General features: G+C 53.3%; 21 protein-coding genes and 1 other annotated feature. Of the genes, 4 read left to right on the forward strand and 17 right to left on the reverse strand.

The window, feature by feature from the left end; genetic code table 11:
- Positions 1-527: 527 nt before the first annotated feature.
- Positions 528-1,046: an SRPBCC family protein gene (locus tag HMF8227_RS04800; RefSeq protein WP_109339099.1), complete on the reverse strand. Its 519-nt coding sequence runs from the start codon at positions 1,044-1,046 to the stop codon at positions 528-530.
- Between the two features lie 149 nt (positions 1,047-1,195).
- Here HMF8227_RS04800 and HMF8227_RS04805 point away from each other — a divergent pair, with 149 nt between their 5' ends.
- Positions 1,196-3,574 carry a Lon protease family protein gene (locus tag HMF8227_RS04805; RefSeq protein ID WP_109339100.1) on the forward strand — a complete coding sequence of 793 codons (2,379 nt, stop codon included), beginning with the start codon at positions 1,196-1,198 and terminating at the stop codon, positions 3,572-3,574.
- Here the strand turns inward: HMF8227_RS04805 and HMF8227_RS04810 are convergent.
- The 9 genes from HMF8227_RS04810 to hisG form a co-directional block, all read right to left on the reverse strand.
- Positions 3,571-4,431 carry a hypothetical protein gene (locus HMF8227_RS04810; RefSeq protein WP_239421339.1) on the reverse strand — a complete coding sequence of 287 codons (861 nt, stop codon included), beginning with the start codon at positions 4,429-4,431 and terminating at the stop codon, positions 3,571-3,573. The two genes, HMF8227_RS04805 and HMF8227_RS04810, sit on opposite strands and share 4 nt — an antisense overlap.
- A gap of 267 nt (positions 4,432-4,698) precedes the next feature.
- On the reverse strand, positions 4,699-5,319 hold the full coding sequence (gene hisIE, locus HMF8227_RS04815; RefSeq protein ID WP_109339102.1) for a bifunctional phosphoribosyl-AMP cyclohydrolase/phosphoribosyl-ATP diphosphatase HisIE: 621 nt from the start codon (positions 5,317-5,319) through the stop codon (positions 4,699-4,701).
- On the reverse strand, positions 5,316-6,098 hold the full coding sequence (gene hisF, locus HMF8227_RS04820) for an imidazole glycerol phosphate synthase subunit HisF (RefSeq protein ID WP_109339103.1): 783 nt from the start codon (positions 6,096-6,098) through the stop codon (positions 5,316-5,318). The genes hisIE and hisF overlap by 4 nt, the downstream gene beginning before the upstream one ends.
- A complete protein-coding gene (gene hisA, locus HMF8227_RS04825; protein WP_109339104.1) occupies positions 6,098-6,835 on the reverse strand; it encodes a 1-(5-phosphoribosyl)-5-[(5-phosphoribosylamino)methylideneamino]imidazole-4-carboxamide isomerase in 738 nt (245 codons plus the stop codon). The genes hisF and hisA overlap by 1 nt, the downstream gene beginning before the upstream one ends.
- A 2-nt stretch (positions 6,836-6,837) precedes the next feature.
- On the reverse strand, positions 6,838-7,452 hold the full coding sequence (gene hisH, locus HMF8227_RS04830; RefSeq protein WP_109339105.1) for an imidazole glycerol phosphate synthase subunit HisH: 615 nt from the start codon (positions 7,450-7,452) through the stop codon (positions 6,838-6,840).
- 1 nt (position 7,453) lies between these two features.
- Positions 7,454-8,524, reverse strand: coding sequence for a bifunctional histidinol-phosphatase/imidazoleglycerol-phosphate dehydratase HisB (gene hisB / locus HMF8227_RS04835; protein ID WP_109339106.1), 1,071 nt, complete (start codon positions 8,522-8,524; stop codon positions 7,454-7,456).
- Entirely contained in the window at positions 8,521-9,600 is a 1,080-nt protein-coding gene (gene hisC, locus HMF8227_RS04840; RefSeq protein WP_109339107.1) for a histidinol-phosphate transaminase, read from the reverse strand. Before hisC ends, hisB begins: the two co-directional genes overlap by 4 nt.
- Positions 9,597-10,889, reverse strand: a complete 1,293-nt coding sequence (hisD, locus tag HMF8227_RS04845) for a histidinol dehydrogenase (protein WP_109339108.1) — start codon at positions 10,887-10,889, stop codon at positions 9,597-9,599. The genes hisC and hisD overlap by 4 nt, the downstream gene beginning before the upstream one ends.
- 2 nt (positions 10,890-10,891) lie before the next feature.
- A complete protein-coding gene (hisG, locus tag HMF8227_RS04850; RefSeq protein ID WP_109339109.1) occupies positions 10,892-11,791 on the reverse strand; it encodes an ATP phosphoribosyltransferase in 900 nt (299 codons plus the stop codon).
- Between the two features lie 30 nt (positions 11,792-11,821).
- Positions 11,822-11,937, reverse strand: a sequence feature (His leader region).
- A gap of 284 nt (positions 11,938-12,221) precedes the next feature.
- Between hisG and HMF8227_RS04855 the strand changes: the two genes are divergently transcribed.
- A complete protein-coding gene (locus tag HMF8227_RS04855) occupies positions 12,222-12,554 on the forward strand; it encodes a hypothetical protein (RefSeq protein ID WP_109339110.1) in 333 nt (110 codons plus the stop codon).
- A 94-nt stretch (positions 12,555-12,648) separates the two neighbouring features.
- Here HMF8227_RS04855 and HMF8227_RS04860 read toward each other — a convergent pair whose 3' ends face one another.
- From HMF8227_RS04860 to ubiG, 3 genes are all read right to left on the reverse strand, one after another.
- A complete protein-coding gene (locus HMF8227_RS04860; RefSeq protein WP_162558498.1) occupies positions 12,649-13,266 on the reverse strand; it encodes a class I SAM-dependent methyltransferase in 618 nt (205 codons plus the stop codon).
- Between the two features lie 63 nt (positions 13,267-13,329).
- A complete protein-coding gene (locus HMF8227_RS04865; RefSeq protein ID WP_109339112.1) occupies positions 13,330-13,734 on the reverse strand; it encodes a GFA family protein in 405 nt (134 codons plus the stop codon).
- A 905-nt stretch (positions 13,735-14,639) separates the two neighbouring features.
- Positions 14,640-15,419 (reverse strand): bifunctional 2-polyprenyl-6-hydroxyphenol methylase/3-demethylubiquinol 3-O-methyltransferase UbiG, encoded by a 780-nt coding sequence (gene ubiG / locus HMF8227_RS04870; RefSeq protein ID WP_109339113.1) that lies wholly within the window; start codon positions 15,417-15,419, stop codon positions 14,640-14,642.
- Positions 15,420-15,497: 78 nt separating this feature from the next.
- Between ubiG and HMF8227_RS04875 the strand changes: the two genes are divergently transcribed.
- Positions 15,498-15,872 (forward strand): DUF2237 family protein, encoded by a 375-nt coding sequence (locus tag HMF8227_RS04875; protein ID WP_109339114.1) that lies wholly within the window; start codon positions 15,498-15,500, stop codon positions 15,870-15,872.
- A 68-nt stretch (positions 15,873-15,940) separates the two neighbouring features.
- On the opposite strand, the gene fghA is transcribed toward HMF8227_RS04875, so the two are convergent.
- Together fghA and HMF8227_RS04885 are read right to left on the reverse strand one after the other, a co-directional pair.
- Positions 15,941-16,777, reverse strand: coding sequence for an S-formylglutathione hydrolase (gene fghA / locus HMF8227_RS04880; RefSeq protein WP_109339115.1), 837 nt, complete (start codon positions 16,775-16,777; stop codon positions 15,941-15,943).
- A 9-nt stretch (positions 16,778-16,786) separates the two neighbouring features.
- On the reverse strand, positions 16,787-17,908 hold the full coding sequence (locus HMF8227_RS04885; RefSeq protein WP_109339116.1) for an S-(hydroxymethyl)glutathione dehydrogenase/class III alcohol dehydrogenase: 1,122 nt from the start codon (positions 17,906-17,908) through the stop codon (positions 16,787-16,789).
- A gap of 118 nt (positions 17,909-18,026) precedes the next feature.
- Between HMF8227_RS04885 and HMF8227_RS04890 the strand changes: the two genes are divergently transcribed.
- Positions 18,027-18,893 (forward strand): LysR substrate-binding domain-containing protein, encoded by an 867-nt coding sequence (locus tag HMF8227_RS04890; RefSeq protein ID WP_109339117.1) that lies wholly within the window; start codon positions 18,027-18,029, stop codon positions 18,891-18,893.
- On the opposite strand, the gene HMF8227_RS04895 is transcribed toward HMF8227_RS04890, so the two are convergent.
- Together HMF8227_RS04895 and HMF8227_RS04900 are read right to left on the reverse strand one after the other, a co-directional pair.
- Positions 18,894-20,420, reverse strand: a complete 1,527-nt coding sequence (locus HMF8227_RS04895) for a SpoVR family protein (protein WP_109339118.1) — start codon at positions 20,418-20,420, stop codon at positions 18,894-18,896.
- Positions 20,421-20,424: 4 nt separating this feature from the next.
- A complete protein-coding gene (locus HMF8227_RS04900; protein ID WP_109339119.1) occupies positions 20,425-21,693 on the reverse strand; it encodes a YeaH/YhbH family protein in 1,269 nt (422 codons plus the stop codon).
- Between the last annotated feature and the right edge of the window lie 7 nt (positions 21,694-21,700).

Below are 21,700 nucleotides of genomic sequence, written 5' to 3' on the forward strand. Positions count from 1 at the left end.
GAAGACGAACAGGGAGTGAGTTTGAGGGACCCGCTTTTTGCAAGCCTGACAGGCACGCTTAGGGTGTCCACGGGTCACCTTGGTCTTTTTCGCTACTTTTGTGAGCTGACAAAAGTGGCTGGCTCGCCGGGAGGGCGAGTCATATCACACAGGAAGGTGGCCTTTAAAGTCAGGGACTTTATGGTTAAAGCATATGGTGACATATACTTTGGGCAACATTGCTAGATATATGGAAGGTTTTAATGACGGAGCAAGAAATAAATAATCTGGTTTTGCTTATTGGATTGCCGCTGCTTTTTATTGGATACCTGATCTATTTTAGTTCTGATCGCCTCAGTAAATGTGCAATGTGTGGGAAAGACCTTTCGGTTAAGGCGCATAGGTACTGGTATAAGAATGACGAAGGAAAAGATGTTCCGGTCTGCACCCAATGTCATAACCGAGTGTCCAACTAAGTACACTAAAATAGTAAGAACTGTTAACCACAACTGATGCTTTAGGCTGTGCCAAATTGAAACGGTCCACGGCTATTTCAGTTTCAAGAATTCTTCCAACCCACCTAACTGCAGCCCTTGTACCTTATCCACGATGGGCGCCAGGTCGGTAAATCCATTGGGGTTGTAGCCCTGAACGCTGTATTTGAGTGTTACTCTGGTGCCGCTATCAGTGGGCGCGATCTGCCAGTCCAGAGAGCCATACAGGCCCATGCCTTGTAGTGGGCCGAGGCCGCCGGTCATGCGCAAGTGTTTGCCTGGATACACAAAGCTGATGCGCATATGCTCGGCTTGTTTATCGCCATCGATTTCACAGAAGCAGCCTCCCGCCACCGGCTCGATGCTCAGGTTCTCTGCCTTGCCAAACCAGGTATGGTCGGCGGGCCACCAGTCGCCGATATGGTTGATCAGTCCGTCCCAGACTCTGTCGGCTGATGCCTGGGTGGTGAATTCGTTTTGCAGAATAAAGCCAGACTCGGACAGGTGCAGCACCTCGGCGCGGGTAGAAGGGCTTATTAATATTAAGGCGAAGCACAATAGACAGGTTTTCATTTTAAAGGCTGGGTATGGAGTTTTAAATGAGCCTAGCGTAATGGATGATAAAGGCAATGCACAGAAACCCCGCACTTAGACCGGCTGGGTTTGACACACCGGCGGAATCGGGGTTCACTTGAGGTATTAATCCCTTTTTTGACACCTCCATGCCTGACAGCCAGATTCTCACCCCAGCCCAACTCACCGCCAAGCCCAGTCGTCGCCTGATTAACCAGGCGCTGAAAGACGACAAGGTGCTGGAAGCCAGCTTTATCGGCCAGCACCGGGCTCGTGAGGCGTTGAGCTTTGGTCTGGGTATCAATGCCAGAGGCTATAACCTCTATATCATGGGGGAGCCGGCCACCGGCCGTTTTACTCTGGTTAAAGAATATATTGCCCGGCATGTAAAAACCGATCAGGCGCCCGATGACTGGTGTTATATCAATAACTTCGACGATGAACGCGAGCCCTTTGCATTGCGACTGCCAGCCGGAGCGGGCAAGGTGCTGCAGGATGACCTTCGTGGTTTAGTGGATGAACTGTTGGATACCTTCCCTGCCGCTTTCGACAATCCCAGTTATCAGCGTAAGAAAGCCTCTATCAAGCAGCAGTTCGACAAACGTTACGACCAGGCCATCAAAGTAGTTGAGGAGTACGCCCAGAAACACAATGTGGCCCTGTACGAAGACAGTGGCACCATCAGCTTTGCGCCCATTGTGGACGGTAAGCCGGTTAACGATGAAGAGTTTGCCAGTGCCAGCGACGAGCAGCGCCAGCAATTTTTTAACCGGATCGCCGAGCTGGAAGAGTATCTCAACGAACAGCTGCTTGAACTACCCAAGTGGAAACGGCAGATGTCCGAGGCGCTGCGTAAACTGTGTCGGGATACCGCGGAGCAGGGCATCAAGCCGCTGCTGAAAGAGCTTGAACACAAATATGCCAACGAACTGGGGCTGGTGAAGTTTTTACGCCAGCTCAGGCCCAACCTGGTGGACACGGTGGTGGATCTGCTGGTGGATGATGGCAAAGACGATAAAACCGAGGAATTGGACCATCGCGGTATTCTTGAGGAGCATTACTTACCCAATGTGTTGGTCAGTCATCAGTTGCATGGCGAGGTGCCGGTGGTCTATGAACCGAATCCAACCTACCAGAATCTGTTCGGGCGCATCGAATACACCAGTACGCAGGGCGGGGTCTACACCAATCACCGTATGATCCGCCCCGGTGCCCTGCATAAGGCCAATAATGGCTATTTGCTGTTGGATGCCGATAAGCTGCTGGAGAACTCTCAGGTATGGGAGGCGCTTAAGCTGGCGCTTAAGCGTGGCGAGTTAAAGATGGATGTGCAGCAGCACGATATGGGCATGGTGAACACGGTGACCTTAAGTCCGCAGTCCATGCCGCTTAAAGTCAAAGTGGTGCTGATGGGCTCGCGGGATCTCTACTATTTGCTGCAGGAACTCGACGACGAGTTTGATGAGCTATTCCGTGTGTTGGTGGACTTTGACCATGAGATACCGCTGGACAAGCACACACTGAATGACTTTATCGGCCGGGTGCGTCATCAGGTCAATGAACTGGGACTGACCGCTATCTCCCCCAAGGCCATGTACCGGCTGGTGGAATATTCGTTGCGCCTGGCCGAGCATCAGCAAAAACTGTCGGCCCGCTTTGCTGATGTCATTGAGCTTTTGCATGAAGCCCATTATTTCTGCCGTCAGCAACAGGTGGATACTCTGGATGTCAGCCATATTGAAACGGCTTTGCGTGCCAAGACCGAGCGGAGCGGACGCATCAGCCAGAGCCTGCTGGAGGAAATCAAGGAAGGTCAGATCCTGATCGACACCCATGGCCAGGAGGTGGGCAAGGTTAATGGTCTGACCGTACTGGAGGTAGGCGGCAGCGTCTTTGGTACACCCACGCGCATCAGCTCCACCGTGTACGCCGGTTCCAACGGCGTGGTGGATATTGAGCGAGAGGTGGAACTGGGCCGCCCTATTCACTCCAAGGGAGTGATGCTGCTCACCGGTTACCTGGGTTACAAATACGCCCAGAATTTCCCGCTGACTTTGTCAGCCAATATTGCCATCGAGCAGTCTTACGGTCATATCGACGGTGACTCGGCCTCGCTGGCAGAGTTAGCGGCCCTGGTTTCGGCGCTGATCCGCCAGCCCGTATTACAGTCGCTGGCGGTGACCGGCTCTATTAACCAGTATGGTCAGGTGCAAAGCATCGGCGGTGTGAACGAGAAGATCGAGGGCTTCTTCAAGCTCTGCCAGCATCGGGGACTGACCGGTGATCAGGGCGTAATCATCCCCAAATCCAATCAGATCAATCTGGTGCTGGATAAAGAGATCATCAACGCGGTTAAGCAGGAGCGCTTTGCCATCTACACCGTGGAGACGGTGGACGAAGCCCTGGCCCTGCTGATGAAACGTGATGCCGGTGAGCTAAACAGCAAGGGGCGCTACCCGAAAAACTCCCTCAATCAGATGGTGGTGGAACGGCTACAGGAGATCGCCCAAATAGTGATGGGGGATTAAAAGCCCTGTTTTGCCTGAACTAAATGCGCATTTAAAATGGAAACCCGCTCATTTTGCACAAAAAAGCCAGCTTGTTGGTATGCGTGCCGGACTCGGTTGTCTTGCCGTAACACCTGCAAGCCTTCCTCCAGAGCCTTGTAGGCGGCCTTCCCTAGAGGGTGATTGCGACTGATGACATAGTGCCGGCTTCCGTCTAAAACAACAGCCACCCCGGGCACGGCAACGAGTGTAATAGAGCCACCTGTATTATCCACATTGTTGACGACAAAGTTCTTTTGTTCCGGCAAAAACGGGCTGAGCATAAAATCTACCCAGCCTCGGTAAACCATCTGAGCCTGACTGACCCATGAGTCTTCGCGCACTAGCTCTTTAAGCCCCAGGTTATTCAATGTTCGCCAGTCAACAGACCACTTGGGTGTCGATACGGAGGTGAGTTGATGCAAGTCTTCCAGCTGTTTTATGGCAAGGGTGGCTTCGTTACCGGGCTGGGTATAAATGCCAGCAAGATATTCGCCGCGTCGAATCACTGGCTTGGAGATATAAACATGCTGATTGATGGCCTGTGCATCTTCCAGCCAATAGGAATCAAAGCTCATCAGCAGTTCACCGGTTTTCAGCATTCGGGTATTGCGGAAGTTTACTTTGCCGGGAAAATACTCGAAGTGATAGTCGAAACCGCCGAGTTTTAACGCTTGCTGCGCTATTATCATGTCGACCACATCCCGACGCATTCCTCGTTGAGAGAAGTTTGTTACGGACAATACGGGCTTATCACCCACAGCCTTCTGGTAGTCAGCGTAAACATCGTCACGAATGAATATTGGGATGGGTTTGGCTTCTGTGGCAGTCACCCACATTATCCAGATAAGTACAATGAGACCTGCTTTCAACGGCATCGCCTATTAAATAACCCATATTTTTGATTGTAGCAAAACCGACTGATGCGACTCTACAAGAAAGATACAAGGTAGGCTCGCTGATATCCTGCTCAGGAATGGTGTTAACGGTTAGTGGGAGGAGTTCAAACCGGTCGGGGGCCGAGAGTGATTCGTTCCATACCAAGGCTCAAAGGTTGGGAGTCATGCTGAATCAGGTGAGGCCCACCTTCTGTGGGCCTTAAAGGGTTACTTCTGATGCCGTTCCTTGAGCACTTCCACCACATCGTTCACACTGAGATCGCTGGCTTGCAGTAGCACCATCAGGTGATAGAGCAGGTCGGCGGATTCGTTTTTAAGCTCATTCCAGTCTTTGGCGGTGGCCGCCAGTGCGGTTTCTACGCCTTCTTCACCCACTTTCTGGGCAATGCGTTTGATGCCTTTGCCGTAGAGTTTGGCGGTATAGCTGCTGTTCGGATCGGCATTTTTACGCTCGGCCAGTAACTGTTCCAGCTCGGCGATAAAGGTGAACGCCGGGGTCGCGCCTTCATGCCAGCAGCTTGGGTCACCGGTGTGGCAGGTGGGCCCGTTCGGTATCGCCAGTGCCACCAGGGCATCCTGATCGCAGTCGGCCGACAGTTCCACCAATTCCAGCGTATGGCCGGAGCTCTCGCCCTTGGTCCACAGGCGCTGTTTGGAGCGGCTAAAGAAGGTCACATGGCCGGTGGCCAGGGTTTCTTTGACGGCGTCCGGGGTCATATAGCCCTGCATCTGGATCTTGCCCGATACGGCGTGTTGGACCACCACCGGCAGCAGGTTATCCATCTTGTCCCAGGCCAGAGCGTCGATATTATCCAGGGTGATAATCATAAGTCGTCCTTTCGAATGGCAATGCCGTGTTGGCGTAAGTAGTGTTTTAATTCGCGAATGCTGATCAGGTTCTTATGAAACACAGAGGCAGCCAGTGCGCCGTCCACATCGGCCTGTTCAAACACATCCAGAAAGTGAATCATCTCACCGGCACCACCGGAAGCGATTAAGGGCACCTTACAGGCCTGACGAATACTGGCCAGTTGCTCGATGTCATAGCCCTGGCGTACGCCGTCCTGATTCATGCAGTTCAGTACAATTTCGCCCGCGCCCCGCTCCTGCACTTCTTTCACCCAGTCCTTGGTTTGCCACCTTGTGGTTTGGGTGCGGCTTTCATCGCCGGTAAACTGTTTGACCTGATAGACACCGCTGTCGGCGTCGAAATAGCTGTCGATGCCCACCACCACACACTGCTGGCCGTAGCGGTCATGCAGCTCGGTAATAAGGCTCGGATCGGCCAGTGCCGGTGAGTTGATGGAGATTTTATCCGCGCCCATGGCCAGAATATGGCCGGCCTGTTCGACGGACTTAATACCGCCTGCCACGCAGAAGGGAATATCGATCACCTCGGCGATGCGACTGACCCAGCTTTTATCCACGGTACGGGCATCGGAAGAGGCGGTGATATCGTAAAACACCAACTCATCGGCGCCGGCTTTGGCATAAGCTTCGGCCAGCGGCACGATATCGCCGACGATTTCGTGGTTACGAAACTGCACGCCTTTAACCACCTTGCCGTCGCGCACATCGAGACAGGGGATGATACGTCTTGCCAGCATCAGTCTCGCTCCCACAGTTGGATGGCGTCACTAAGCTCGAACTTACCTTCCAGCAGGGAGCGGCCCAGAATCACCGAGTCTATGCCGGAAGCCTTGAGCGCGCGAATATGCTCCAAATTGCCGATGCCGCCGGAAGCCTGCCAGATCACCTCGGGGAAGTCGGCTTTGACCTGTTCGTACAAGGACTGATTGGGGCCCTGCAAGGTGCCGTCGCAGGCAATATCGGTACACAGCACGTGTTTGGCGCCCACGCTCTGGAAGTCTCTTAACAGGCCTGCCAGCTCGACGCCGCTGTCTTGTTGCCAGCCGTGGGTGGCGATGCATTTTTTGCCCTCGGCGTTGATATTGATATCCAGCGCCAGCACGATCTTATCGGGGCCATAATCCTGCATCCATTGTTTGACCAATTCGGGCTGCTTGACCGCCAGTGAGCCAATTACTACGCGGCTGACACCAGCATCGAGCAGGCTCTTGACGTCCTCTTCGCTGCGAATGCCCCCACCGGCCTGAAACTGCATCAGACCTGTGGCCACCATCTTTTCGATCAGCGCCAGCTGACGTTTAGCCGGGTCTTTGGCGCCAGTGAGATCCACAATATGCAGCCACTTAGCACCGGCGTCGGCATAGCGTTTGACCACATCCACGGGGTCGTAGCGGTAAGCGGTTTTTTGGTTGTAGTCGCCCTGATACAAACGGACCACTTCACCGTCGATCAGGTCAATTGCTGGAATAATCATGGTTAATCACACAACTCGATAAAGTTCTTTAGCAGACGCGCGCCGACCGGGCCGGAGCGCTCGGGGTGAAATTGCACGCCGTAGAAATTGTTCTGGCCGATGGCGGCAGAGAAGGGCAGGTTGTAATCGCATTCAGCCAGGGTGTAATCGCCCGGTGGCACGCTGAAGCTGTGCACAAAATAGAAGTAACTGCCTTCGTCGATGCCATCAAACAGCGGTGAATCCTGAGTCGGTTGCACAGTATTCCAACCCATATGGGGCAGGCGCAGATCCCCCACCTGCATACGGCTTACGCGGGCGTCGTCCTGGTTGATAAGACTTAAGCAATCCACCATGCCTTCTTCGGAATAGCGGGTCATCAGCTGCATGCCTAAGCAAATACCCAACACCGGCTGAGTGAGTGAGGGTAGCACCTGAATCAGACCTTTGTTGGCGATTTGCTCCATGGCCGCCTTGGCGGCGCCCACACCGGGCAGAAACACCTTATCAGCGGCCTTGATTACTTCGGAGTGGTCCGACACGGTCACCTCATAACCCAGGCGCTCGATGGCAAATCTCACGGACGAAATATTGGCGCAGCCGGTATCCACAATCACCAGATTCGGTTGCTTGGCCATGTTACAAGGCTCCCTTGCTGCTGGGTAATACATCACCGTGCTTGGTCACCGCCTGGCGCAGCGCCCGACCAAATACCTTAAACAGGCTCTCTACCTGATGGTGGGCGTTGCCTTCGGTGGTGGACAGATGCAGGGAAATACCCATGCTGTCACTTAAAGAGCGGAAAAAGTGACCGACCATTTGCGTAGACATCTCACCCACACGCTCCTGACTGAAGTCAGCCTCGAACTTCAGATAAGGTCGGGCGGAGATATCCAGCACACATTCCGCGCGGCACTCATCCATGGGCAGGGCAAAGCCAAAACGGCCGATGCCGCGTTTATCGCCAAGGGCCTGACGCAGGGCGTCACCTAAGGCCAGTGCGGTATCTTCCACCGAGTGGTGATCGTCAATGTGCAAGTCACCTTTCACCTGAATATCCAGTGAAATGCCGCCGTGGGTCGCGATCTGATCCAGCATGTGGTCGAAAAAACCCATGCCGGTGCTGATGCTCGACTGGCCTTGGTTGTCCAGGTCCACTTTGACCCGAATATCGGTTTCGGAGGTGGTGCGCACCACTTCCGCCACGCGACCCTGACTGAGCAGCGCCTGTTCGATGGCGGGCCAGCCGTTGCTGTCGCGGTCATACTGAATGCCTTTAATGCCCATGTTCTCGGCCAGCTGAATGTCGGTATCGCGATCACCTATGACATAAGAGCGGGCAAAATCCACCTTGCCTTGTTGCAGGTAGTCTTTCACCAGCCCTAAGCGCGGCTTGCGGCAGGCGCAGTCATCGTCGGGGAAGTGAGGGCAGATCAGCACATCGTCAAAGCGCACGCCCTGAGAGTTAAATACCTGCATCATCTTATTGTGGGGGGCATCGAAATCCGCCTGCGGGAAGCTGTCCGTACCCAGACCATCCTGGTTGGATACCATCACTAAGCGAAACCCGGCGTTTTGCAGCTTTAATAATACCGGCACCACCTGAGGCTCGAACACCAGCTTTTCTAGGCTGTCGAGTTGCTTGTCCACGGGCGGTTCTTCAACCAGTGTGCCATCGCGGTCAATAAATAAAATGGCCTGTTGACTCATGCTGTCTCCTGCTTAAAGAAGGCGTCGATGGCCGCCAGCAGGCGGGCGTTTTGCGCCTTATCGCCCACGCTGATGCGCAGGCAGTTATCTAGATATAATTGTTTGGACTGGTCGCGCACTAAGATGCCTTGTTCAACAAGCGCGTCCATTAAGCCTTGCTTGTGTTCGGTGCGCACCAGCACAAAGTTGGCCTGGGTGTCACCCAGCACCTCGAATTCGGCCCGTGAACTGAGCGCCGCGCGCAGTTCGGTTTTCAGGCCGTTTAACTCGCCGACTTGCTGCTTAATGGTAGCAAGGCCTTGAGCCGACAGAGCTTGCGCGGCAATTTGTGCCACAGGCTCGGCCAGTGGATAAGGCGCGATAACCTTAAGCAGCACCTCAATGATCTCTGGTGAGGCCAGGGTAAAGCCGCAGCGCAGGCCGGCCAGACCAAAGGCTTTTGACAGGGTGCGCAGCACAACCAGGTTATCGTAGTCAGCCAGTTTATTGGCCCAGTTTTCGCCTTCGGCAAATTCAATATAAGCCTCGTCCACCACCACCAGGGCTTTGTCTTTAAACAGGGCTAAGGTCTGGTGAATAGACTCGGCATCAACCTGAGTGCCTGTGGGATTATTGGGCGAGCAGATAAACACCAGTTTTACCTTGCCAACTTGGCTTTCAATGGCGTCCATATCCAGGCTGAAGTCGGCCTTCAGTGGTGCTTTTTCCACGCCCACATTAAAGGTTTCGGCGCTGATGGCATACATGCCGTAGGTGGGCGGGCAAATAAGGATGTTATCCTTACCTGCCTCACAAAAGCCGCGGATCAAAAGCTCAATGCCTTCATCGGCGCCGCGGCTCACCAATAGCTGTTCAGGCTCTACCCCCGCGTACTGGGCGTACGATTGAATCACCGTCTTAGGCTGACAGTCGGGGTAGCGGTTAAAGCGGCTGGCATCCACGCTGTAGTCATTGGCAAAGGGCGACTCATTGGCATTGAGCCAGTCCTGACCACCGGAGAACAAGCGCCGTGCCGACTGGTAAGGTGTGAGCGTTTTTACATGCGGGGATTGTAACTTATCGGCCAGATTGCTCATGATAACGTCTCCATTCTCAGTGCCACCGCCTGTTTGTGGGCATCCAGACCCTCGGCGCCCGCCAGGGTCATAATGGCCGGGCCTAGGTTTTTAAGGCCCTGTTCGGACAGCTCCTGCACCGTATAGCGGCGCATAAAATCCAAAAGCCCAAGGCTTGAGGTATTGCGCGCATAGCCATAGGTGGGCAGCACATGGTTGGTGCCGCTGGCATAATCGCCCGCCGACTCCGGCGAGTAGGGACCTAAGAAGATGGAACCGGCATTTTTAAGCTGGGCCAGTAAGCCACGAGGCTCGCGCGTTTGTACAATCAGGTGCTCAGGGCCATAGGCATTAGACACCGCCACCGACTCACTCAGAGAACCGGTCAGTATATAACGGCTGTGAGTCATGGCCTCAGAGGCAATGGCATTGCGGCTTAAGCCCGCTAGTTGCTTGGCTACTTCGGCTTTGGTGGCGGTGATGAGCGCTTCGCTGTCGCTGACCAGCACCGCCTGTGAGTCGGTACCGTGCTCCGCCTGGGAAAGCAGGTCGGATGCCACAAAGGCCGGATTGGCCTCGCTATCCGCCAGTACCAATACCTCAGAGGGGCCGGCGGGCATATCGATGGCCGGGCCGCCGGGTAATAAACTCACCTGCTGTTTGGCCTCGGTAACAAAGCTGTTGCCGGGACCGAAGATTTTATCCACTTTAGCAACCGACTCGGTGCCAAGGGCTAAAGCGGCAATGGCTTGCGCACCGCCGACTCGATAAATTTCATCGATACCACAGAGCTTAGCGGCATAGAGGATTTCATCGGCCAGCACACCCTCTTTATTGGGCGGCGAGCACAGTACCTTGCGTGGGCAGCCCGCCACTTTGGCGGTGGCACCCAGCATTAATACGGTCGAGGGCAGAGGCGCCGTGCCGCCGGGAATGTATAAACCCACCGCGTCGATGGCTTCGTGTTTCAGTTCGCAAATCACGCCGGGGCTGGTTTCTACCTTAGTGTCGGCAGGTTTTTGCGCCTCGTGAAACTTGGTGATGTTGGCATAGGCCAGCTCGATGGCCTGTTTGACCGTATCACTCAAGCGAGCTTCGGCCTCGTCTATGGCGCTGGCAGGTAGTGCCAGCTCCGATAGGGTGACCTTGTCGAAGCGCTCGGCGTAGTCGAACAGGGCCTTATCGCCTTGCTTACGGACCGTCTGAATAATGTCCCGAACCGTGGCCGTCAGCGATTGGCTGTCGGCCATGGCCGGACGGGCTAATGCCTCGGTTTTTTCGTCATTGGACAGTTGTGACCAGTTCAGCATGTTTACCCCAGCATCTTTTCAATGGGCAATACCAGAATGCTGCTACAGCCTAAGGCTTTGAGTTTTTCCATGGTTTCCCAGAACAGGGTCTCGGTGGAGACCACGTGAATGGCCACCTGCTCATCATTACCGGCCAGCGGCAATATGGTGGGGTTTTCGGCGCCTGGCAGTAAAGATTTAACCTGGTCCAGCACCGTGCGTGGCGCGTGAAGCATAATGTATTTGCTCTCTTTGGCCTGCATCACACCGTTCATGCGGGTGAGGTATTTGTTCACCAGCAGTTGTTTGGTATCGGACAGTTCGTCGGCGCGCTGAATTAATACGGCTTTGGATTTGAAAATGACTTCTTTTTCTTCCAGGCCATTGGCTTCCAGCGTGGCGCCGGTGCTGACCAGATCGCAGATGCCATCGGCCAGGCCCGCGCGAGGGGCGACTTCCACCGAGCCATTGAGCATCACCGCGCTGGCGTTAATGCCCTGCTCTTTGAAGTAACGCTCTAACAGGTGAGGGTAGGTGGTGGCGATCTTTTTGCCTTCCAGCCACTCAGGACCGGTGTACTCATCTTCACTGGGAATGGCAATAGACAGACGACAGCCGCCAAAGTCGAGTCGCTCCAGGACTTTGTACTCTGAGCTCTTGCCAGCGGCCTGACGCTCCAGCATCTTCTCTTCTAATTCGTTTTCACCGATAAAGCCTAAATCCACGACACCGTCCATGACCAGGCCGGGAATGTCATCGTCGCGCACCCTGAGCAGATCCACTGGTTGGTTGGTGGAGTGGGCGATCAGCAAGCGATCCCGCAGAGAAAACTTCACCCCTACGGCCTTAAGCAGGTCCATACTGCCATCGCACAAACGACCGGATTTTTGTACTGCGATTCTGAGTCTGTTGCTGTCTATCATGCTGATTCCTTAATGCTGTTGTGCCGCCTAAACGAAAAACCCCCGGAAGTCGCCTTCCGGGGGTCACGCTTAATGCTCCACTGGAAGGCGATACTAAACCTTCCAGCAAGAACCTGAAAGGTTATGCCGTATGGTGATGATGGCGGATTGTGTTCAGGTCCTGGCGATTCATACTACACTCTCTGATGAGGTTTGGCTTAACTTGTATAGTCAAGTTGCTCTGTTTTGGCATGGTTAATGCCTTAGCTGTTAGTGGCTAAGTTATCGTATTTTCGGGGTTTGGTGCAATAGCGAGGCTGAAAAAACTCATGAACCGACTAAAACTTTGTGGAATAACTTGTACAACTTTCGCTGCCCTAAAATGTCAGAGTATAAAAGTGCAGTGTTTGAGGCCGATAAAGAATATATAGCCAGAGGTTAAGCGAACGCCATGTTTAATGATTTACTGTTTCCTATCTTGCCGAAAGAAGGCAAGGTGCCTATCCCAAGGGAGGAGATGCGCATTAAGAGCATCGCCAAGGAAGCGAAGTTGCGTCCGCTTAACGACGAAGAGAAGGCGATGACCACTGATGAGCGAGAAATCCACGAGATCTATCGCAAGCATCAGCAAGGGCAAAGGGATGAAGAGCAGGCCGCTAAGCGACACGCTAAACAGTCCGAACCAGAGCCGGAAGAAAAAGACAGCGCCAAGAAACAAAACGACAAGACCGACACCGATAAAGACGGCTGGACCAAAGACGGGCATTTGGATATTTATGTGTGAGTGGGAGCGGTCTCAGATTAGAACTGACGGTTAACGACCAAGCTCACCTGCCGCTATGGAGCGCAGCGGAATAGCGGTCAGATGCAGCGCCTTGTTATGCGGTCTTTCTGGCAACAATGAAATACTCCGGCAACGGAGAGAGCTTCTTCTTCGCGAAGATCTCAAAACCTTCTCGAGTAATCATGTCCACCAGATCTGCCTGTTTGAAAAAGTGCGTCTCCGGCATGATGCGTAGCCTCGTGAGAATCCAAGTAAGCGCCCCCAGAAAGCTTCTTCGCTCACCCAGACACGCAGTTGATGAGAGAAACAGCCCTCCGGGAGCTAGCGTTTTTTCAATCTGTCGTACGGTTTCCGGGACGTCTTCTATGTAGTGAAGGACGTTGAATACTGTAACCGCCGTGAAGACCCCTCCGGGGTTGGCTGCGGCGGCGAGGTCTCCTTGGGCGAAATCCGCATTTATGGCTCCCTGTTGGTTAGCCCTTACTTTCGCGACCTCGATCATGCCGGGGGAGCTATCGATAGCATGAACGGACGCCACGCTCTCGGCGATTGCTATGGTCAGGTCTCCAGTGCCACATCCCACGTCGAGAAGAATGCTCTCACTGGAAAGGTGTTCTTGTGCGGTGTCAACTATCTTACGAGCGGTTGATCCGAGTTCTTCCGGTGCGCGAGACATCCTCGACACTCGATCCCAGAAACTCTGTGCTTTCATAATAATTCGAAATTCACCCATTCGGTTTTGGCGATCCAAGGTCGACAGGAGTTGACCGCTTGGTTATGCATTGTTCGGACCCTGCTCATGATATTGAGTCATCCCATCTGGCAAAACTTCCCACGCAGCCTTAGAGCCTACAAAGATATGCATGCCAATCTCAATTTCCGGGTCACCATTCACGCATCCTAAAGTCACACCATGGATGACTCCATTAAAAATTCCACAAAGCGTAGACCCGCATTTGCTGCAAAACCGAAGCCCAAAGCCATGGCTGCCAACATAGGATGTAAGTAATTCCTCGCCGGATAACCAACTGAACTCAGATGATTCAACCAATGCATATGCTGACGCCTGGGAGCTGAATGCTTTACGACAGCGGGAGCAGTGGCAAGACCTCGCATCACGAAGCCTGCCATCGACTTGGTAGCTCACCTTACCACAGAAACACTCGCCGGTTATCAGCACTTCACTCTCCTTGGTGCATAACAGTTTATTATACAGACCATACAAGGTCCGCTACCTAGCAAGTTACTTTATCTTGTAAGGATAGCAAGTCCAATGTCACTACCTCGCTTAATGGTGAGCTAGACGTTTGGCTTTCCCTGCTGATATGACGCGCTATCCGTGGCGCGCCAGCCCCTTTTCTTTGCTCGTGCAAAGCAAAGGGGCGAAAAGAAAGCACGCCCCCCTAAACGCCAACAGCCATACTGCCAGAGCTTGCCAAAACGAGGTCGTAAGGATTCGCCTCCTGCTCAACCCTTACTCAAATTTATCCCGGAAATTTGCCCCCGTCTTGTCGGCGCTCTGTCAGCATGTGGCGTTTTTAAGGGGGAAATGGGTCACCTGCCGTAATCATTCAACTTAGCATATACGCTGATTTTTACGTTTAATACTCTAAGCTTCGGTTTTGCACCCTTGGCCCGTTAAAACACCCTGTGGCGGGCTGGCGCAGGAAAAAGTGGGGCGATTTTAATGGGTGAAAAACCGTTTAGAAATCGCGAGAGCGCGCAGCGGTTTTAGGTTTGAACGCGAAGGTAACGGATGCCGAAGCTGGACTTGGGAAGAGGCAAGGAAAGCCGATGACCAAGAAAATCGAGCGAAGACGAACATGGAGTGAGTGTGAGCGACCGGCTTTTTACCAGCCTGGCCGACACGTTGATGGTGTCACGGGCCACCCAGGTCTTTTTCGCTACTTTGGTGAGCCGACAAAAGTGGCTGGCTCGCGAGGGAGGGCGAGTCATATCAGACAGGGAGGTCAATGTCCGAGTCCCTCTCTCAAAAAAGATTCTGGTCTTGCGAAAAAAGCTAAAAGAGCTGGGCCCTGAACTGAATTCAGGGCGACGATCCAGAAGCCCTTGAGTTATATCAGGTCAGGTATCAAGCGTTAAGCCCGGTAGCTTGCGGTAACACTGCAGATAATTCACCCTTGTACTTTGACAAACACGCCATTGGCCTGAAAACGGATTCAGCCTCATGCCGGTTTCAAAGGTCAGTTTCATATCTTCGCCGGTCCATTGGTTCAGTTCTGCGGGCTTAACAAAAAGCCGCCAGTCGTGCGTACCAATGGGTAAGTAGCGCATCACATACTCGGCACCCAGAATGGCAATGATAAAGCTTTTGACGGTGCGATTGAGTGTGGCCAGAATCAGCATACCACCGGGATGCACCATTTCGCTGCATTCCCGGATGAGTTGCTTTTGATCAGGGACATGCTCGACCACCTCTGCATTGATCACTACATCGAATCTGTCATGCTGTTTCGCCATATCACTCGACAGTGCATGTTGGTAATTGACCGATACGCCCGTTTTCTTAGCATGGCGCCTGGCAACCTGAATACTCACCGCGCTGGCGTCGATGCCCGTCACCTGTGCGCCCTTTAACGCCAGTGTTTCACTCACCAGTCCACCACCACAGCCGACATCAAGAATCGACACGCCTTCCAGTGGCTTAGTCGCATGCTCAAGTCCAAAGTGTTGTTGTATCTGTGCCAACATTACTTCGGTGCGGGCTTGATTAAAGGCGATCGCGGTTTTGTACGAGCCCTCCGGATCCCACCAGGATTCGGCCATGGCATCAAACCGAGCGATTTCCTCATTCGAAATATTATCGTCCGATATCGGCTGAGAAAGTTGGCTTTTGTTGATCATAACCTTGGTGTTGTTCGCAGTAGTGAATGTGTTATTACTACGCCATCTGTCATTAATAGTTCAGTGAAAGGGCGCGCTATGGCAAACGCGAAAAACGTCTACGGCAGACCACTTAAACTCTGTTGCGGTAACACGGGCTTTACCCGTGAAGGTTTCTGCTATGTGCCGCCTCAGGATGCCGGTAACCACAGTGTTTGCGCCGCGGTCGACGAGGCCTTTTTAGCATACGCACGCAGTCAGGGTAATGATCTCTCCACGCCGCGCCCGGAATTTGCCTTTCCCGGCCTAAAGCCGGGCGATCGCTGGTGTGTCTGTGCCGCGCGGTGGCTACAGGCTTATCAGGCGGGCGTGGCGCCTTTGGTCGATCTTGAAGCCACCCATGAAAAAGCGCTGGATGTGATCCCTCTGGCAATGCTGGAGTCCTATGCGCTGGATGTGAGTCAAAGCGGATAGCGGGCGGATATTGCCGTTTTGATAAGAAAGAGAGAGCACAGGCCCGCACTGAGGCGGGCCTGATGGGGTTAGCCTTTTAAGGCCTTGGCCAGAAAGGTGATATGCTCGCCGATGAAGCTGGCGATAAAGTAGTAACTGTGATCATAACCTTCCTGATAGCGAATCTCGGCCAGTCCTCTTTGATTGGCTGCTTCCAGCGCCGGTGTTCCCAGTTGCTCCTTTAGAAAGTTATCCGCCGTGCCCTGATCCACCAAAATAGGCATGTCACCCTCAAACGCATCCAAACGTTCGCTGGCATCATAGGCTTTCCATGTGGCTCTGTCATCGCCCAGGTAGTTGCTAAAAGCTTTCTTCCCCCAAGGGCACTGTGTGGGATTACACACCGGCGCAAAGGCCGAAATCGCCTTGTAGTCTTGTGGATGAGTCAGACCGATCACCAGTGCGCCATGCCCTCCCATGGAATGGCCGCTGATGGCTTTTCGGCCGGACACAGGCAACTGCGACTCGACAACCTGAGGCAGCTCGCGGTGCACATAGTCAAACATCTGATACTGCGCTTTCCAGGGGGACTGGGTGGCATTGACATAAAACCCCGCGCCCAGACCAAAATCAAAGGCACCGTCCGGATCATCCGGCACGTTATCGCCTCTGGGGCTGGTATCGGGCATTACCAACGCCACACCATGCTCAGCGGCGTAGCGCTGAGCGCCTGATTTGGTAGAAAAGTTCTCATCGGTGCAGGTCAGGCCGGAAAGCCAGTAGATCACCGGCACCATTTGCTGCTCGGCCTGTGGTGGCAGATAGACCGAAAAGGTCATGGTGCAACTCAAACAGTCAGACTGATGCTGAAAGCGTTGTTGCCAGCCGCCAAAGCATTTGACCTCAGACAGTTTTTCAATGGCCATGATGACTCCTTAGTCGAAGTGGATCACAGAGCGGATGGATTTGCCTTCATGCATCAGGTCAAACGCCTGATTAATATCTTCCAGGGGAAGCTCGTGGGTGATAAAGGTATCCAACTCGAATTCCCCGTTCATATAGCGCTGAACATAATCGGGCAGCTGGCTGCGGCCTTTAACGCCACCAAAGGCAGAGCCTTTCCAGACCCGGCCGGTGACCAGCTGGAATGGGCGGGTGGAGATTTCTTCGCCGGCACCAGCCACCCCGATGATGACCGATTCACCCCAGCCTTTATGACAGCACTCGAGTGCCGAGCGCATCACATCCACGTTACCGATGCACTCGAAGCTGTAATCGACCCCGCCGTCGGTCATCGCCACTACGACTTCCTGAATCGGCTTGTCGTGCTTGTTGGGGTTAACGAGATCCGTAGCGCCTAATTGCTCGGCAATCTCAAACTTATCTTCATTGATGTCGATGGCAATAATCCGGCCGGCTCCGGCCATGCGTGCGCCGATGATCACCGACAGGCCAATGCCACCAAGACCAAATACCGCCACGGTATCGCCTTTTTCCACCTTGGCCGTATTGGCCACAGCGCCCATGCCGGTAGTCACGCCGCAACCGAGCAGGCAAACTTTGTCCAGCGCGGCCGACTTATCGATCTTCGCCAGAGCGATTTCCGGCAATACGGTGTGTTCGGCAAAGGTGGAGGTGCCCATATAGTGATAGATGGGCTGACCGTCTTTGGAAAAACGAGTGGTTCCATCGGGCATCAGACCCTTTCCCTGTGTCTCACGAATGGCCTGACACAGATTGGTCTTACCCGAGCGACAGAACTTACACTCTCCGCATTCTGGGGTGTACAGCGGGATAACATGGTCGCCGACTTCTACCGAGGTGACACCCTCTCCGACGGCCTGAACGATACCGCCGCCTTCATGGCCAAGGATAGCAGGGAAGATACCCTCAGGATCCTTACCGGATAATGTGTAGGCATCGGTGTGGCAAACGCCGGTCGCCACAATTTTCACCAGTACTTCGCCTTTTTTTGGCGGCGCCAGCTGAACCTGTTCAATTTTTAGCGGCTCGCCTGGACCCCATGCGACGGCAGCTTTGGTTGTGATGCTTTCCATTGAAATCTCCCCAGAGTTTTTTACGTTGTTAAAGACTGTCGGACTATTGTAGACCTTTTCTCAGACTAAATAATTGTGCTTAAATGAAAATGACTTTTGTATAAATGAAATAATCAATATGAATCCCTGGCTAGGTATCAGCGAGTTTGTGGCAGTAGCTGAAAAAGGCAGTTTTACCCGAGCGGCGCCGACACTGAATCTTTCGGTGGCTCAGGTGAGCCGCAATATCGCGGCGCTGGAAAATAAGCTGGGTATCCAGCTGTTGTTTCGCTCCACGCGGAAGGTGTCACTGACCGAAGAAGGTGAGATCTACCTGCAACACTGTCAGGAGCTGGTGTCTCAACTGGAAGAGGCCAATCAGCAGGTAGGGGAGTACCGGGCGGTGCCCAAGGGCCTGTTGCGGGTCACGGCTCCGGTTTATTTCGGGGAAAACACACTGGCGCCCTTATTAAACCAGTTTCTGATGGACTATCCACAGGTTCGCTTATCCCTGCATATGACCAACAATAAACTGGATCTGATTGAGCATGGGTTTGATCTGGCCATCCGTTTAGGGCCGCTCAGTGACTCCACCTATATTGCCCGGCGCCTGACTCAACGCACCCAGTATTTGGTCGCCAGCCCCGGCTATCTTGACCACCACGGCGTGCCCAGAACCATTGAGCAGCTAAAACAGCATGAGTGTTTGCAAGGCTCTCAGGCATACTGGCGATTTTTGCAAAACGGCCAGCGTGTGCAGTTTAAACCCCGGGGACGGATCCAGTGTAACTCGGGCCTGGCCCTTTGTGATGCGGCCTGTCGTGGGCTGGGCATTGCTCAGCTGCCGGATTATTATGTTGATCATAAACTGGCGACAGGCGAACTGGTTTTAGTATTGGATGCGTACCGGCAGGCCGATGAAGGTGTGTGGGCGCTATATCCACACAACCGCCAGCGTTCGGCCAAGGTCAAAACCCTGGTGGATTATTTATACCAATCCATATAATCACTTACTGGGCTCGGACGGGCAGGTGGCAATCAGTGTTGGCTCCTGGTCGTCGTTGTCTCGCTCCAGTTTTACTTCGAAGCCCCACAGGCGATACAAATGCCGCATTACTTCTTCCGTGCTGTCGGCCAGCGGCTCTCGGTTTTGCGGGTAATATCTTAGGGTGAGTGAACGGTCGCCGCGCACGTCCACATTGTAGATCTGAATATTAGGTTCTAAGTTACTCAGGTTATATTGTGCTGAGAGCTTATCCCGCAGGCGCTGGTAGCCATCTTCATTGTGAATAGCGCTGACTTCCAGGTAATCTTCACTGTCGTCGTCGTGAATGGCAAACAGTTTAAAATCCCGCATCAGCTTGGGGGATAAAAACTGGCTGATAAAGCTCTCATCCTTAAAGTTTTCCATGGCAAAGTGCACGGTTTCCAGCCAGTCGCTGCCGGCAATCTCAGGGAACCAGTGTTTGTCCTCGTCGGTGGGCTCCTGACAGATGCGCTTGATGTCCATAAACATGTTAAAGCCAAGCGCATAGGGATTAATGCCGGAATAATACGGACTGTTGTATTCCGGCTGTAGCACCACATTGGTGTGGCTGTGCAAAAACTCCATGATGAAACGGTCGGTAACGAGCCCCTCGTCGTACAGATGATTGAGAATGTGATAGTGCCAGAAGCACGCCCAGCCTTCGTTCATCACCTGGGTTTGTTTTTGCGGATAAAAGTACTGCGATACTTTGCGAACGATACGCACCAGCTCCCGCTGCCAGGGCTCCAGATAGGGCGCATTTTTTTCGATAAAGTACAGCAGGTTCTCCTGAGGCTCGGCGGGAAAGCGTCTTTGTTTCAGTTCAGGATCGGTCTTGGCTTTCTTTGGCAGGGTTCGCCATAGCTCGTTAACCTGTGACTGCAGGTATTTTTCCCGATTCTGCTGGCGTTCTTTTTCTTCTCTCAGTGACAGTCGTTGTGGCCGCTTATAACGGTCTACGCCAAAGTTGGCGAGGGCGTGACAGGAGTCCAGGGTCTCTTCCACTTCGGTGATACCGTGGCGTTCCTCGCAGCGGGCCACATAGTTTTTGGCAAACTCCAGATAGTCGATGATGGAGCTGGCATCGGTCCAGGTCTTAAACAGGTAGTTATTCTTAAAAAAAGAGTTGTGTCCATAGCTGGCGTGGGCCATCACCAGTGCCTGCATGGTGATGGTGTTTTCTTCCATCAGATAGGCGATGCAGGGGTCGGAGTTGATCACAATTTCATAAGCAAGGCCCATTTGCCCGCGCTTATAGCCCTGCTCAGTCTGAATAAATTTCTTACCATAGGACCAATGACTGTAATTGATGGGCATACCGACACTGGCGTAGGCATCCATCATCTGCTCGGCGGTGATGATCTCAATTTGATTGGGATAGGTGTCCAGTCCATAGTGCTTGGCGACCCGGTCGATCTCCGCCAGATACTCGTCCAGCAGGTCGAAGGTCCAGTCCGGTCCATCTGACAGTGGCTGAGCTGTGCGTTTTGAGGCTTTTTTTACCATAGGATCAAGCGGCCTGTTTTTTAAAGAGTTCACGGAAGACCGGATAGATGTCTTCCACACTGCGAATGTGCTTCATGGCAAAGTGAGGGTTGACCTCTTTAAGGCTGTTGTAGGTGCGCCAAAGGCTCTGATGCTGGCGCTGGGTGATCTCAATATAGGCGTAGTAGCGCACCAGCGGCAGGATGTCGTTTTGCAGCAGTTCAGAGCATTTGGGGGAATCATCCGCCCAGTTATCGCCGTCTGAAGCTTGCGCGGCATAGATATTCCACTCGTTGGACGGATAACGCTTAAGCACGATCTCTTTCATCAGCTTCAGGGCGCTGGAGACAATAGTGCCCCCGGTTTCCTGAGAGTAGAAAAACTCCTGTTCATCCACCTCCTTGGCTTGGGTATGGTGGCGAATATAGACCACTTCGACGTTCTCATAGGTACGGGTTAAAAACAGGTACAGCAGAATGTAAAAGCGCTTGGCCATATCTTTGGTGGCCTGATCCATAGACCCTGAAACGTCCATCAGGCAAAACATCACAGCCTTGCTGGTCGGGTGGGGGCGTTTCTCGTAGTGTTTAAAGCGCAGGTCGATGTCATCCAAAAACGGGATGGCATCGACACGCTTACGTAGCTCCGCGATTTGGGCTTCTATTTCCTGAATACGCAGGGTGTGGTCATGGGTATCGTTCAGTAACTGCTCCAGCTCCTGTTCCAGCTCTTTGATTTTGGCTTTCTTACCGGCGGTCAGGGCAATCCGACGGGCCATAGAGCCTTTCAGCGAGCGCACGATATCTAAGTTGGTGGGCACGCCATCAGACTTGAACCCGGCTCGATGGGTCTTGTATTGCACCAGTTTGTCGAGTTGAGTTTCCTTTAGGTTGGGCAGTTCCAGGTCTTCAAACAGCAAATCCAGATATTCGTCCCTGGAGATTTGAAACACAAAGTCGTCTTCGCCCTCGCCAGAATCGCTGGCGTCACCATCGCCGCTGCCTTCCCCCTTGCCCCCTAAAGGACGTTTGATTCTATCCCCCTCGGAAAACTGGTCATTGCCGGGGTGCACCATATCGCGCACACCGCCTTTGCCTTTGTGGAATATGGGCTCGCTGATATCCCGGGTGGGAATATTCACGCTCTCGCCACTGTCCACGTCGGTGACGCTGCGTTTGCTGATGGCGTCGGACACGGCTTTTTTGATCTGCTTCTTATAACGGCGAATAAAGCGCTGCCGGTTAACGGTGCTCTTGCCCTTACTGTTTTCTCGCCGATCAATAAAGTGTGTCATAGTACCT

Source organism: Saliniradius amylolyticus (assembly GCF_003143555.1).
Lineage (GTDB): Bacteria > Pseudomonadota > Gammaproteobacteria > Enterobacterales > Alteromonadaceae > Saliniradius > Saliniradius amylolyticus.

What these genes read in the sequence shown, in the direction of transcription:
- HMF8227_RS04895 (WP_109339118.1), bottom strand. Translation starts at nt 20,420, where the DNA reads ATGGTAAAAAAAGCCTCAAAACGCACAGCTCAGCCACTGTCAGATGGA.
- HMF8227_RS04805 (WP_109339100.1), top strand. Translation starts at nt 1,196, where the DNA reads ATGCCTGACAGCCAGATTCTCACCCCAGCCCAACTCACCGCCAAGCCC.
- HMF8227_RS04900 (WP_109339119.1), bottom strand. Translation starts at nt 21,693, where the DNA reads ATGACACACTTTATTGATCGGCGAGAAAACAGTAAGGGCAAGAGCACC.
- hisIE (WP_109339102.1), bottom strand. Translation starts at nt 5,319, where the DNA reads ATGATTATCACCCTGGATAATATCGACGCTCTGGCCTGGGACAAGATG.
- hisH (WP_109339105.1), bottom strand. Translation starts at nt 7,452, where the DNA reads ATGGCCAAGCAACCGAATCTGGTGATTGTGGATACCGGCTGCGCCAAT.
- HMF8227_RS04810 (WP_239421339.1), bottom strand. Translation starts at nt 4,431, where the DNA reads ATGTGGGTGACTGCCACAGAAGCCAAACCCATCCCAATATTCATTCGT.
- HMF8227_RS04860 (WP_162558498.1), bottom strand. Translation starts at nt 13,266, where the DNA reads ATGAAAGCACAGAGTTTCTGGGATCGAGTGTCGAGGATGTCTCGCGCA.
- hisF (WP_109339103.1), bottom strand. Translation starts at nt 6,098, where the DNA reads ATGCTGGCAAGACGTATCATCCCCTGTCTCGATGTGCGCGACGGCAAG.
- hisB (WP_109339106.1), bottom strand. Translation starts at nt 8,524, where the DNA reads ATGAGTCAACAGGCCATTTTATTTATTGACCGCGATGGCACACTGGTT.
- HMF8227_RS04875 (WP_109339114.1), top strand. Translation starts at nt 15,498, where the DNA reads ATGGCAAACGCGAAAAACGTCTACGGCAGACCACTTAAACTCTGTTGC.
- hisC (WP_109339107.1), bottom strand. Translation starts at nt 9,600, where the DNA reads ATGAGCAATCTGGCCGATAAGTTACAATCCCCGCATGTAAAAACGCTC.
- HMF8227_RS04885 (WP_109339116.1), bottom strand. Translation starts at nt 17,908, where the DNA reads ATGGAAAGCATCACAACCAAAGCTGCCGTCGCATGGGGTCCAGGCGAG.
- hisA (WP_109339104.1), bottom strand. Translation starts at nt 6,835, where the DNA reads ATGATTATTCCAGCAATTGACCTGATCGACGGTGAAGTGGTCCGTTTG.
- HMF8227_RS04800 (WP_109339099.1), bottom strand. Translation starts at nt 1,046, where the DNA reads ATGAAAACCTGTCTATTGTGCTTCGCCTTAATATTAATAAGCCCTTCT.
- ubiG (WP_109339113.1), bottom strand. Translation starts at nt 15,419, where the DNA reads ATGATCAACAAAAGCCAACTTTCTCAGCCGATATCGGACGATAATATT.
- HMF8227_RS04855 (WP_109339110.1), top strand. Translation starts at nt 12,222, where the DNA reads ATGTTTAATGATTTACTGTTTCCTATCTTGCCGAAAGAAGGCAAGGTG.
- HMF8227_RS04890 (WP_109339117.1), top strand. Translation starts at nt 18,027, where the DNA reads ATGAATCCCTGGCTAGGTATCAGCGAGTTTGTGGCAGTAGCTGAAAAA.
- fghA (WP_109339115.1), bottom strand. Translation starts at nt 16,777, where the DNA reads ATGGCCATTGAAAAACTGTCTGAGGTCAAATGCTTTGGCGGCTGGCAA.
- hisD (WP_109339108.1), bottom strand. Translation starts at nt 10,889, where the DNA reads ATGCTGAACTGGTCACAACTGTCCAATGACGAAAAAACCGAGGCATTA.
- hisG (WP_109339109.1), bottom strand. Translation starts at nt 11,791, where the DNA reads ATGATAGACAGCAACAGACTCAGAATCGCAGTACAAAAATCCGGTCGT.